Here is an 11,201-nt window from a genome sequence, read left to right on the forward strand (position 1 = left end):
CACCGAAGAATCCACCCTCCAGGCTCAACCTCCGGGAGTCCGACCTGCGAACGGGTTTCCGTAACTCGTAGGTAGCGACCATGCTGGACGCGTGAACATCGGCATTCTGACCAGCGGCGGCGACTGCCCCGGCCTCAACGCTGTGATCCGTGGCGCGGTGATGAAGGGCGACCGCATCTACGGCGTCAACTTCCTCGGAATCCGCGACGGCTTCCGCGGCCTGGTGGAGGACGACGTCCGCCGCCTGCCGCGGCAGGACGTCCGCGGCCTGTCGCGCCAGGGCGGAACGATCATCGGCACCTCCCGCATCGGCCCATTCGCCGAGGGCGCCGGCGGCTCCGAGCGGGTGAAAAAGGTGATGAAGCGCAACGAGATGGACGCCATCATCGCCATCGGTGGCGAGGGCACCCTGACGGTTGCGCGCATGCTGCACGACGACGGCGTGCCGATCGTGGGCGTGCCCAAGACGATCGACAACGACCTGTCGGCCACCGACTACACCTTTGGTTTCGACACCGCCGTTTCCATTGCGACCGAATCGATCGACCGGCTGCGCACCACCGCCGAATCGCACCACCGCTGCATGGTGGTGGAGGTCATGGGCCGCCACGTCGGCTGGATCGCCCTGCATGCTGGGCTCGCCGGAGGCGCCCACGCGATCCTCATACCTGAGCAACCCGTCTCGATGGACCAGATCACCGAATGGGTCGAATCGGCCCGCGACCGTGGCCGCGCGCCGCTGGTGGTCGTCGCCGAAGGCTTCAAGCCCGAAGGCGCCGAGATCGTCCGCGACGCACTCGACGGATTCGGACGTCCGCGCCTGGGTGGCGTCGGGGAATGGCTCGGCCCGATCATCGAGGAGCGCACCGGCATCGAAACCCGCGTGATGACGCTCGGTCACTTGCAGCGCGGCGGCGTGCCGACGTCCTACGACCGGGTGTTGGCGACGCGCTTCGGGCTCGCCGCGATCGACGCCGTGATGGATGAAAAGTGGGGTCACATGGTGGCGCTGCGCGGCATCGACATCGACACCGTGCCGCTGCGCGAAGCGACCAGCGATCTGAAGGCGGTGCCGCAGTCCCGTTGGGACGAAGCCGCCGTGCTGTTCGGCTGATCCGTCAGGATGGAGTCATGAGCCACGTCCTGCTGCTCCACTCCGCCCTCGGTCTGCGCCCCGCCGTCCGCGAATTCGCCCACACTTTGGAACAGCGCGGCCACACCGTCACCGTGCCCGACTTCTACGACGGCGAGGTCTTCGACTCCGAGGACGACGGCGTGGGTTACCGAGATCGCGTCGGAGCCAAAGAGCTCTTCCGACGCATCCTGCCGGTGGTCGAAGAACTGCCCCCGGACGCCGCCCTCGCCGGATTTTCGCTCGGCTCGGCCTTCGCGCAAACGCTCGCCGCAACTCGTCCGGAGGCCGCCGGCGTCATCCTCATGCACAGCGTCGCCGCACCCTTTGGACGCTGGCCGGGCGCGCCCGTGCAGGTGCACCGCTACGCCGACGACCCGTGGGTCGAGCAGGAAGACGTCGACGCGCTGCGGGCTTCGGTCGAGGCCGAGGGCACGTCCTTCGAAGACTTCGTGACGCCCGGACGCGGTCACCTCTTCACCGACGTCCACGGCCCGGACGGCGACGCCGAAGCGACCGCGCTCACCATCGAGCGCATCGACGCACTGTTGCGGCGCTCCTGAATGCGGGTCACCACCTGGACGCTGGAGATGCGCTCAGCCGCAGAGCTCACCGGCCCCACTGCTCCACCCCCGCCGTTCACCGTCGTCGAATCGCGTTCTGTCACTCCGGAATACGCCCGCTTCCTCTACGGCCTGATCGGCGGACCATGGACGTGGACCGACCGGCTCTCGTGGTCGCGCGACCAGTGGGCCGCTGACCTCGCCGTGCCCGCGACCACGTTCCTGGTCGCCTACGCCGACGGCGTCCCTCATGGGTATCTGCAGCTCGGAGCGTCTACGGTGGCGGAGTCGAGCGAGATCGAGATCAAGTACTTCGGGCTGGTCGAGGACGCGATCGGCAAGGGCCTCGGGTCAGCGCTGCTCACTCGCGGTATCGAACGCGCTTGGCAGGCAAGCGAATTGGACGACGTGCCGCCGGTGTTACGGGTCTGGGTGCACACCTGTTCGCTGGACGGCCCGGCCGCGCTACGCACCTACCAATCGCGCGGGCTCAAGCTGATCGACGAGACGGTCACGCAGGAAACCTATCCAGAGCAGCCGCTGGGTAGCTGGGTCTCGACCGGCGGACCCGCCTGAGCGACGCAGACGCTCCCGGGCGTGAACCTACTGGTTATTGGTGAGCCAACTGAGTACAGCCAGTGGGCTCACGGATAACGAGTAGGTTCACGGATTTCTGCAGAAGCGGTTCAGGGTTTGCGCGAGATCTTGTCGGCCAGGCCTGCGATGCCCGACTTGCGACCGGTGAGCGACTCGCGTTTGTCCGCCTGCCGATAGGCGGCGTAGAGCCCCATCACCCCGGCGAACCGGAAGGGCTCCGGCTCCCACTTACGCACCCGTCGCTGCACCCAGGGTAGGGACGTCCGTTCGGTGTCGCGGTCGAGCACGAGGTCGGCGAGCGTTCGCCCGGCGAGCGCCGAGGAAGTGACGCCGTGGCCGACGTACCCGCCGGCGTATCCGAAGCCGTCCTGGTAGGTGACCGTCGCCGTCCAGTCACGGGGAACACCGAGGACGCCCGACCACGCGTGGTCGAGGCAGATGCCGCGCAGTTCGGGGAAGAGCGACTCCAGCGATGCGCGCAGCTGCTCGACGGTCACCGACGGGGTGTCGCCGAAGTCGTCGAGCTTCGAGCCGAACTTGTACGGCACCCCTCGTCCACCGATGGCGATGCGGCCGTCGGCGGTGCGCTGGGCGTAGATGTAGGCGTGTGCTTCGTCGCCGAGCACTTCGTAGCCGTCCCAACCGATGTGCTCCCACTGCTCGGCGGTGAGCGGTGAGGTGACGACCATCGAGGAGTTCATCGGCAGCCAGGTGCGGCGCTCCCCCGGGAAGTCGGCGGTGAATCCTTCGGTACATCGCAGCACCGAGGACGCCCGCACCGTGCCGTCTGCGGTGCGCGCGAAGCCGTCCTCGACCGATTCGACCGGGGAGTCTTCGTAGATGGTCACCCCGAGGCGCTCGACCGTTTCGGCCAAACCGCTCACCAGTTTGACCGGGTGGATGCGTGCGCAGTGGGGCGTCCAGATCGCCGCGAGACTGCCGTCGAGGCGGAGCCGTGCATCGAGTTCGCTCTCCTCCAGCCACTTCTCGCCGGGGGTGCCCCACGCCTGCTCGGAGGCGAACGAACGCTCCAGACGTCCAAGCTGCGGGGCTGAGGTGGCCACGCGCAATTCGCCGCCCTTGACGATGTCGGCGTCGATCTTCTCTGCCGCCGCGACGCGGATGACCTCATCGACCTGGTCGCGCAGATGCTGTTCGAGTGCCTTGGTGCCATCGATGCCGCGCACCTGGTTGAGCACGGCGCGCGACCCTGGCAAAGCGGCAGTCAGCCAGCCACCGTTGCGGCCCGACGCCCCGAACCCGGCGAAGTGCTGCTCGACCACGGCGATGCGCAGCGAGGGGTCGTGTTTGGCGAGGTAGTAGGCCGTCCACAGGCCCGTATATCCGGCGCCGATGATGCAAACGTCGACCTGGATTTCACCGGCCAGCGCGGGACGCCGACGTCGGGCACCTGGCGCACCGCCGACCTGTCGCCACCACCACGAAACCTCGCCATTACGCATCATCGGGCAAGCATGACGCACCGATCTGTGCGAGCGCGGATCGGGACGGTCAGGCCAGGTGGAGTCGCAGCAACGCCAGGGAACGTTCCCACAGATCGCTGGCCACGTCGGAGGCGCTGGGGCGATCCGACATCACGTGCGAGGTGGTGTCGGCGTCCGGGTAGGCCTTGGCGCAGAAAGGCACTCCGGCTCGCCGCATCGCCGCGCGCAACTCCGGCATCACCTGCGACACCGCGGTGCCGATGCCGTAGAAGGAGACGGCTGCTCCCTTGATGTCTTCGACGGCGTCGATGTCGACATTGCCGGGGTCGTAGGAGATCGCGAGCCGCACCCGGTGGTCGAAGGCGGCCAGCGCGTAGGCATCGCGGCCGCCCATGCCGGTGCCGATCACCGCGACTCGTCCGCCGACGCCTTCACCGTCCAGGGCCATGTCGACCACGGCCCGCAACGACTGCAGCAGCCAGCGCTGGTATTGCGGGGTTTCCAAGCGCTCGATTTCCTCACGCACCGCATCATCGAGCGGCTCCTGAAGACCGTTGCTCAGCGCGGCTTCGGCGCGCTCACCGAGATCGGGTTCGATGCCGAGAGCACTTGATATCTCGGGCACGTAGACGCAGTAGCCCTCGGCCGCGAGGCGCTTGGCCAGGCCACGCACCTCGTCCGAGAGGCCTCGGAGGCCGGCGAGCAGGACGATGCCACCGAGCGGCGTTCCGACGGGAAGGGCTCGGTAGGTCTGCAGTGCACTGTCACCACGGGCGTTCATGACGCGTCCTTACGAGTGCAATCCGGACGTCCCACGCTTTCCAGCGTAGAGACGATCCGGAGACTGTGGGAAAGATCGGAGCACCGAAGTGGAACCAGTGGCTTGTCGACCACGTCACACCCGCGGGTACTTCGATGGTCGACGAGGGGAAACACCATGTCCGTGCGCACACCACGTCAGAGCCTTGCCGCCGTCCTGGCTGCAGCCGCATGCCTGAGCCTGGCCGCCTGCAACAACGACACCAGCGTGTCCGGCGCTTCGTCGACGTCCAGCGCGTCGACCTCGAATGTCGAACAATCGGAGATGTCGTCGACACCTTCCTCGTCGTCATCGTCCGCCGCCTCCAGCGCGCCGTCCAGCAGTTCGAGCTCGGCGAGCGCGGAGCAACCCGAGGCGCCGGCTCCCACCACTGATCCTGGCAAGGCCGACACCCTCACCCTCACGGGCGGGTGGATCGTCAGCGGCAACTTCATCACCCTCGTCTACCGCAACGGCATGCGTTATGTCGTCGACGCAGGCACCGCCATCAGCAACGCCAAGGAGGGCAAGTACACCTCCGACCGCGGCACCCTGACCCTGCGCGACGGCAAGGCCACCTGGGCCGGCAAGGGCTTCAGCGCGCGGGCCGACGTGAACCGCAAGGGCGCCGGCTCAGTGCTCGACCGCAGCGGCGTGATCGCAGTGACGGCCGACGGTTCGGTGGCCTGCGCCACCGACAAGCGCATCGCCTTCGTCGGGGTCGACGGCCGCCGCGGTGAAGCCAACACCGGCGGCGCCGTCTTCATCGACAAGGACGGCAAGCGCACCAGCATCGGCAAACCGGCCGACCAGGGACGCATGATCGGCCGCTACAGCGTCTGCAACGTCGGCGGACGCAGCTCCGTGGAAGTCTTCGACGACGTGCTCTTCGACTTCGGCAGCGACAAGCTGACCTCCTCCGGCCAGGCGCTGGTGAAGGCGGCAGCCGCGACGATCAGTGGCGAGGTGAAGGGCAAGACGGTGCGCATCGTCGGCCACACCGACGCCAAGGGTTCGACGCAGACCAACCTCGCGCTCGGCAAGCGTCGCGCCCAGACCGTGTCGGACGAACTCAAGAAGCTGATTCCCGGCCTGCAGACCGAGGTGCGCAGTGCCGGCGAGACCCAGCCGACCGCGCCCAACCTCAAGGCTGACGGCGCCGACAACCCCGAGGGGCGCGCGCTGAACCGCCGCGTCGAGATCAGCTGGGCGCACTGACGCGCTGGACCCCCGCCGCCCGGCTCCTCGGCGGCGCAAACGCGGCCTTTCCAGCACCAAACGCGGCGGCTCTTCACAAACGCGCTAGCTGCAACCGCCGCGCCTGCAAGGAGTCGCCGCGTTTGTGTGGAGACTGACGGACCTACGTCCGCACCGCCCTGAAACCACGCCCGCTCGCCGGCGCCCGCAAACGCGGCCTTTCAGCACCAAACGCGGCGGCTCTTCACAAACGCGCTAGTTGCAACTGCCGCGTATGTGAGTAGCCGCCGCGGTTGCGGTCGAGGTCGGGTTCAGGCCCGGGGCGGGGTGCCCTCGCCGGACGGCTGAGGAGCCTCGCCGGACGGCTTGGGCGCCTGCGGGGTGCCGGCGTCCTGCTTGGGCAGACCGAGCTGCCCCTCGACGGCGTCCGCGCCCTGCTTGACCTTGTCGGCGTACTTGTTGCCGGTCTTCTCGTTGACAACGGCCTCAGCCTTGTCGATGCCGCCGCGCACCTTGTCGGGGTTCTTGCCAGCGAAATTTTTGGCCTTGGCGATGATGCTCTTGAAATCCATGCGGCGAATCCTACTGCCGAGTTGCCCCCACAAACCGGACGCAAATCACACGTTTCGGGCGCCGAAAACGTGTGATTTGCGTCCGGTTTGTGACTGAGGCGGAGCCGAAGAAGTGGCCGGACGCGCGAATCAGCCGGACGCGTCCGCCTTCGCCGCACGCGGGTCGGCGCCGAGCTCGTGCGCCAGTGCTGCCGGCAACTGCTCGTACCGGAAGCGGTGGCCGTGGTCGACCAGCACGGCGGGCACGACCCGCTGACTGGCCAGGGCCAATTCGCGCGCGCCACGATCGCCCAGCAGCAGTCGAGGACCGAAGCCCGGCACCGGCACGAGGTTCGGACGGTGCACGGTGGCCGCCAGCTGCTTGCTGTACTCGGCATTGCGAACCGCTTGCGGCGCAACGGCATTTACCGGTCCGGCCAGATCAGCATCGAAGATCGCGCGGTGGTAGATCTCCACCAGATCATCCAGGCCGATCCACGACATCCACTGCTTGCCGTCGCCCAACCGGCCGCCGAGGAAGGATTCGTAGAGCGGTCGCATGAGCGCGAGGGTGCCGCCGCGGGCCGACTGGACGATGCCGGTCCGCACCCGCACGGTGCGGACGCCGGCGTCCGCAGCAGGTGCGGTCGACGCCTCCCACTCGCGGACCACACTTGCCAGGAAGTCATCGCCGGAAGGGCTCGACTCGTCGAGCAGTTCGTCGCCGTGCTCCGACCCGTAGTAACCGATGGCAGATGCGGAGACGAAGGCCTTCGGCCCACCGTGTGCCGCGATCGCTTCCGCCAGTCGGCGAGTGGGACCGACGCGGCTGTCGCGCACGGCGGCCATGTGGTCGGCGGTGAACCGCGACCCGATCGGCGCACCCGCGAGGTGCACGACGACGTCAACCTTGTCGAGCATGGCGTGCACGGGCGCGTCGGGGTTCCAGCGGCGCTGTTCGTACGGCGAATTGGCATCGGGCTCGCCGCGCACGAGCTGGACGACTGTGTGTCCGCCGGTCGACAGGAACGCGCTCAGCGCCGAGCCGACCAGACCGCTGGCTCCGGTGATGGCGATGACCGACGGCGTCGCCGACCATTCCTGCGCGGCGCGTGCGTGCGCCGCCAGGTCGTCGATCAACTGCCGCGAGCGGTATTCGAACATCGGGGCGAGCTGGCCCCTCGGCACCCGCGAGGTCACCCGGTCGATGACCTTCGCGCCGTCACCGTCGTCCTCGAAGCGGTGCAGGTGTCGCCATTGGGTGAGCGCGGCGAACGGTTGCGAGACACACACGTCGGCGAACTGGTGGCCGTCGATGTACTCCTGCGGCTGGTGCTTGGCCACCCAGCGCGCGCCGGGCACCTTGGCCGTGGCGACCTTCGCCTGCAGCACGGCTTCGCCATCACGCAACGACTTCGCCTCGACCGCCGGCTGCAGCGCACCCCAGGGCGCCGCGAGACGCAGGAATGCCCCGGGACGGGCGAACCAATCCCAGACCTGTTGTCGATCGGCGGGGACGTAGGCGGTGAAGGTGTGCGCGCTGGTGAGCATGTGCCCACTCTGGCACGCACACCTACCTCAGATCAGCCGTCCGCCGCAGTCGGTGCTTCGCCGGCGATGTTGACCATCCACGGATTGCCGAACCGGTCGGTGCACATGCCGAACTCATCGCCCCACATCTGCTTCTCCAACGGCATCACCACGGTGCCACCGTCGGCCAGCTTCTCCCAGTAGCCGCGCAGTTCATCGGCCTCGGAGCCCGAGAGTCTGAGCGAGATGCCGCCAGGCGCGGCGTAGCCCATGCCGGGCGGGTGTCGGACGCCGTGAGGGTGAAGCCGCTGGGGGTGGTGAGCTGCGCGTGCATGACGAGGTTCTTCGACTCCGACTCGTCGCCCATGTCACCGAAGGTCATCAGCTGCAGGTCGCCGCCGAGCACCTCCTGGTCGAAGTTCATCGCGTCACGGGCGTTGTCCTTGAACGAGAGGTAGGGGTTGAGGATCGCCATTTGAACTCGTGGGCCGTCGTGGGTGGTCGGGCGAAGCGTATGGGCCGAAGGCGCCTGCCGCCCGGCGATTGGGACAAGTCGGCGGCACGGCCGTTCGCCGGTCTACCGCTGACATCTCCGACTTGTGCAAATGTCAGAACAAAGCACTTGTACGCTGGTGCTGACCGCCACCGCTGCCAGGAAGTGGACGATGACCTCGAGCTATCCGTATGCCGACGCCGAGACCGTGCGACTGACCGTCGGGCAGGCGCTCGTGCGCTTCCTCGCCCAGCAGTACTCGGAGCGGGACGGCGTCGAAACCCGTTTGGTCCCAGGCATGTTCGGCATCTTCGGCCACGGCAATGTCGCCGGCGTCGGGCAGGCCCTGCTGCAGAACTCGATCGAGGTCGAGGACCACCCGCAGACACCCGCGACGCCCTATTGGCTGGTGCGCAACGAGCAGAGCGGGGTGCACGCGGCATCGGGTTACGCCAAGCAGATGCGCCGTCGCAGCACGCTGGCCGTCACCACCTCGATCGGCCCGGGCGCCACCAACATGGTCACCGGGGCAGCGCTGGCCACCACCAACCGGCTGCCGGTACTGCTGCTGCCCTCCGACCAATTCGCTACGCGTTACCCCGACCCGGTGCTACAGCAACTGGAAGACCCGCGTTCCCTCGACATCTCGGTCAACGATGCCTTCAAGCCTGTCTCCCGGTTCTGGGATCGCATCAACCGTCCGGAACAGCTCATCCCCAGCCTGCTCGCCGCGATGCGGGTGCTGACCGACCCCGCCGAGACCGGTGCGGTGACGATCTGTCTGCCGCAGGACGTCCAGGCCGAGGCGTACGACTGGCCGGTCGACTTCTTCTCACGCCGGGTCTGGCACATCGCCCGTCCGGCACCCGAGCCGGCAGCCTTGGCCCGTGCCGTGGCCGCGATCAAGCAGTCGCGACGGCCGCTCCTCGTGGCCGGTGGCGGTGCGGTCTACTCCGAGGCCGAGGACGCATTGCGCGCCTTCGCAACCGCCACGGGCATCCCGGTGGCCGACACCCAGGCCGGCAAGGGTGCCATCAACTTCGACCACCCGCTGTCGGTCGGAGCCGTTGGGGCGACGGGTAATGCAGCCGCGAATGCGCTTGCCGCACGAGCAGATCTGGTGATCGGCGTTGGCACTCGATACTCCGATTTCACCACCGCCTCGCACACAGTCTTCAAAGACCCGGACGTCCGTTTCGTCAACCTCAATGTGCAGGCCTTCGACGCCGCCAAACACAGCGCGACGATGGTGGTCGCCGACGCCCGCGACGGGTTGCAGGCGTTGCAGCGCGAGCTGACCGGGTGGACGACCGACGCCGAGTATCAACGCGAAGCTGCCGATCGCTGGCAGGAATGGGACGCGGTGATCGACGAGTGCTACCACCGCGACCACCAACCGCTGCCGGCGCAGACGGAGGTCTTCGGCGCGCTCAACGAACTGCTCGACGACCACGACGTCGTCATCAATGCGGCAGGCTCGATGCCCGGCGATCTGCATGCATTGTGGCGCGCTCGCAGCGCCGATCAGTACCACCTGGAGTACGCCTACTCGACCATGGGCTACGAAATTCCGGCGGCGATCGGCGTCCGGATCGCTCTCGGCGACGAGCGCGATGTGGTCGCGATCGTCGGCGACGGCACCTACCAGATGATGCCGATGGAGCTGGCCACGATCGCGGCGGAGGGCTTGAAGGTCATCGTGGTGCTGCTGCAGAACCACGGCTTCGCCTCGATCGGTGCGCTCTCGGAGTCGGTCGGTTCACAGCGTTTCGGCACGAAGTACCGCATGCGCAATGCGACAAGTGCGCGGCTGGACGGCCCGAAGGTGCCCCTCGACCTCGCGGCCAACGCCGAGAGCTGGGGCTTGAAGGTATTGCGTTGCAACGGAATCGAGGAATTCCGTTGCAATCTCCAAGTCGCCCTGGATGGGGACGAGGCCGTCGTGCTGCACGTCGAGACAGACCTCACCGGTCCCAACCCCCCGGGCTCGGCGTGGTGGGACGTGCCGGTCGGCGAAGTGTCATCGCTCGAATCGACCCGCGCAGCCCACGAGACCTACGTGGCGGGCAAGAGCGCCCAGCGCCACTACCTGTGAGGAATCAGGTTTCGTGAACGGTGATCTCGATGGCGTACTGGTCGGCCCGGTAGACGTGGTCACCGAACTCGACTGGGTGGCCTTCGTCGTCGAAGGCGCGACGCGTCATCGTCAGCAGCGGTTCGCCGCGGTCGGTGCGCAGCATCTCGCGCTCCTTCGCCGTCGGACGGCGTGCCCCGATGCGCTGCTGGGCAACCGCCGGGCGCACCCCGATCTCGCGCATGAGCGCGTACAGGCCTCGTTCGCGCAGCGCGGTCTCATCGAATCCGGCGGCCACCGGGAGCAGCCAGTTCGAAAGGATCGACAGCGGCACGTCACCGGCGAAACGCAGCCGGCGCACGAAGACCAGATCGGTGTTCTTGGGCACCCCGAAGAACTCCGCGGCGATCGGCGAGCGGGCGAATCGGTCGAAGTCGAGCAGATCGGTGCGGGGCTTCTTGCCCGAGCGGACGAGGTCGTCGTAGAGGCTGGTGAGTTCGTCGCGCCGGTGGATGACCTCGCTGGCGACGGTGGTGCCGATGCCGCGGCGACGGGTCACCAGGCCACGCTGCACGAGTTCGGCGATCGCGCGACGGACCGTCGGCCGCGACAGATCCAGCCGCTTGGCCATGGCGAGTTCGTTCTCGAAGGGATCGCCGGGCTTGAGGCGTCCGTCCTCGATGGCAGCGGTGAGCTGCTGGGCAAGCTGGTAGTACAAGGGGATAGGACTTCCCCGCTCGATGACCACCGGCACGGTCTCAGCCATGCGCCGATCATAGACAGTTATGCACATGCAGACGTCAATATGTCATTACATTTG

The 11,201-nt window shown here is 67.6% G+C and carries 12 protein-coding genes; 5 read left to right on the forward strand and 7 right to left on the reverse strand.

Annotated features, from left to right (window positions below; genetic code table 11):
• Positions 1-91 precede the first annotated feature (91 nt).
• Genes J5M86_RS13705 through J5M86_RS13715 form a run of 3 tightly spaced genes read left to right on the forward strand, consistent with a single transcriptional unit; the run spans position 92 to position 2,271 of the window.
• Positions 92-1,114, forward strand: a complete 1,023-nt coding sequence (locus tag J5M86_RS13705) for a 6-phosphofructokinase (RefSeq protein WP_188058922.1) — start codon at positions 92-94, stop codon at positions 1,112-1,114.
• 17 nt (positions 1,115-1,131) lie between these two features.
• Entirely contained in the window at positions 1,132-1,695 is a 564-nt protein-coding gene (locus J5M86_RS13710) for a dienelactone hydrolase family protein (RefSeq protein WP_188058921.1), read from the forward strand.
• Positions 1,696-2,271, forward strand: coding sequence for a GNAT family N-acetyltransferase (locus tag J5M86_RS13715; protein ID WP_188058920.1), 576 nt, complete (start codon positions 1,696-1,698; stop codon positions 2,269-2,271).
• 110 nt (positions 2,272-2,381) lie between these two features.
• On the opposite strand, the gene J5M86_RS13720 is transcribed toward J5M86_RS13715, so the two are convergent.
• Positions 2,382-3,758 carry an NAD(P)/FAD-dependent oxidoreductase gene (locus tag J5M86_RS13720; RefSeq protein ID WP_370587292.1) on the reverse strand — a complete coding sequence of 459 codons (1,377 nt, stop codon included), beginning with the start codon at positions 3,756-3,758 and terminating at the stop codon, positions 2,382-2,384.
• A 46-nt stretch (positions 3,759-3,804) separates the two neighbouring features.
• Complete coding sequence (locus tag J5M86_RS13725) at positions 3,805-4,518, reverse strand: dienelactone hydrolase family protein (protein WP_188058919.1); 714 nt, start codon at positions 4,516-4,518, stop codon at positions 3,805-3,807.
• A gap of 156 nt (positions 4,519-4,674) precedes the next feature.
• Here J5M86_RS13725 and J5M86_RS13730 point away from each other — a divergent pair, with 156 nt between their 5' ends.
• A complete protein-coding gene (locus J5M86_RS13730; protein ID WP_188058918.1) occupies positions 4,675-5,754 on the forward strand; it encodes an OmpA family protein in 1,080 nt (359 codons plus the stop codon).
• A 290-nt stretch (positions 5,755-6,044) separates the two neighbouring features.
• Here the strand turns inward: J5M86_RS13730 and J5M86_RS13735 are convergent, their stop codons facing one another.
• The 4 genes from J5M86_RS13735 to J5M86_RS13745 form a co-directional block, all read right to left on the reverse strand.
• Positions 6,045-6,305: an antitoxin gene (locus J5M86_RS13735; protein ID WP_188058917.1), complete on the reverse strand. Its 261-nt coding sequence runs from the start codon at positions 6,303-6,305 to the stop codon at positions 6,045-6,047.
• A 129-nt stretch (positions 6,306-6,434) separates the two neighbouring features.
• Positions 6,435-7,835: a TIGR01777 family oxidoreductase gene (locus tag J5M86_RS13740; protein WP_188058916.1), complete on the reverse strand. Its 1,401-nt coding sequence runs from the start codon at positions 7,833-7,835 to the stop codon at positions 6,435-6,437.
• 32 nt (positions 7,836-7,867) lie between these two features.
• The gene (locus J5M86_RS15810) at positions 7,868-8,086 is read right to left on the reverse strand and encodes a VOC family protein (RefSeq protein WP_370587291.1); all 219 of its coding nucleotides are present in this window, start codon (positions 8,084-8,086) and stop codon (positions 7,868-7,870) included.
• The gene (locus tag J5M86_RS13745; protein ID WP_370587310.1) at positions 7,981-8,289 is read right to left on the reverse strand and encodes a hypothetical protein; all 309 of its coding nucleotides are present in this window, start codon (positions 8,287-8,289) and stop codon (positions 7,981-7,983) included. The genes J5M86_RS15810 and J5M86_RS13745 overlap by 106 nt, the downstream gene beginning before the upstream one ends.
• Before the next feature lie 190 nt (positions 8,290-8,479).
• On the opposite strand from J5M86_RS13745, the gene iolD reads away from it, so the two are divergent.
• Complete coding sequence (gene iolD / locus J5M86_RS13750; RefSeq protein ID WP_188058915.1) at positions 8,480-10,402, forward strand: 3D-(3,5/4)-trihydroxycyclohexane-1,2-dione acylhydrolase (decyclizing); 1,923 nt, start codon at positions 8,480-8,482, stop codon at positions 10,400-10,402.
• A 4-nt stretch (positions 10,403-10,406) separates the two neighbouring features.
• Here iolD and J5M86_RS13755 read toward each other — a convergent pair whose 3' ends face one another.
• A complete protein-coding gene (locus J5M86_RS13755) occupies positions 10,407-11,147 on the reverse strand; it encodes a GntR family transcriptional regulator (protein WP_188058914.1) in 741 nt (246 codons plus the stop codon).
• Positions 11,148-11,201 lie beyond the last annotated feature (54 nt).

Source organism: Yimella sp. cx-51, assembly GCF_017654605.1.
GTDB lineage: Bacteria > Actinomycetota > Actinomycetes > Actinomycetales > Dermatophilaceae > Yimella.

Coding starts and splice junctions, on each gene's coding strand:
- J5M86_RS13725 (WP_188058919.1), bottom strand. CDS start 4,518: ATGAACGCCCGTGGTGACAGTGCACTGCAGACCTACCGAGCCCTTCCC.
- J5M86_RS13730 (WP_188058918.1), top strand. CDS start 4,675: ATGTCCGTGCGCACACCACGTCAGAGCCTTGCCGCCGTCCTGGCTGCA.
- iolD (WP_188058915.1), top strand. CDS start 8,480: ATGACCTCGAGCTATCCGTATGCCGACGCCGAGACCGTGCGACTGACC.
- J5M86_RS13720 (WP_370587292.1), bottom strand. CDS start 3,758: ATGATGCGTAATGGCGAGGTTTCGTGGTGGTGGCGACAGGTCGGCGGT.
- J5M86_RS13715 (WP_188058920.1), top strand. CDS start 1,696: ATGCGGGTCACCACCTGGACGCTGGAGATGCGCTCAGCCGCAGAGCTC.
- J5M86_RS15810 (WP_370587291.1), bottom strand. CDS start 8,086: ATGGGCTACGCCGCGCCTGGCGGCATCTCGCTCAGACTCTCGGGCTCC.
- J5M86_RS13755 (WP_188058914.1), bottom strand. CDS start 11,147: ATGGCTGAGACCGTGCCGGTGGTCATCGAGCGGGGAAGTCCTATCCCC.
- J5M86_RS13745 (WP_370587310.1), bottom strand. CDS start 8,289: ATGGCGATCCTCAACCCCTACCTCTCGTTCAAGGACAACGCCCGTGAC.
- J5M86_RS13740 (WP_188058916.1), bottom strand. CDS start 7,835: ATGCTCACCAGCGCGCACACCTTCACCGCCTACGTCCCCGCCGATCGA.
- J5M86_RS13710 (WP_188058921.1), top strand. CDS start 1,132: ATGAGCCACGTCCTGCTGCTCCACTCCGCCCTCGGTCTGCGCCCCGCC.
- J5M86_RS13735 (WP_188058917.1), bottom strand. CDS start 6,305: ATGGATTTCAAGAGCATCATCGCCAAGGCCAAAAATTTCGCTGGCAAG.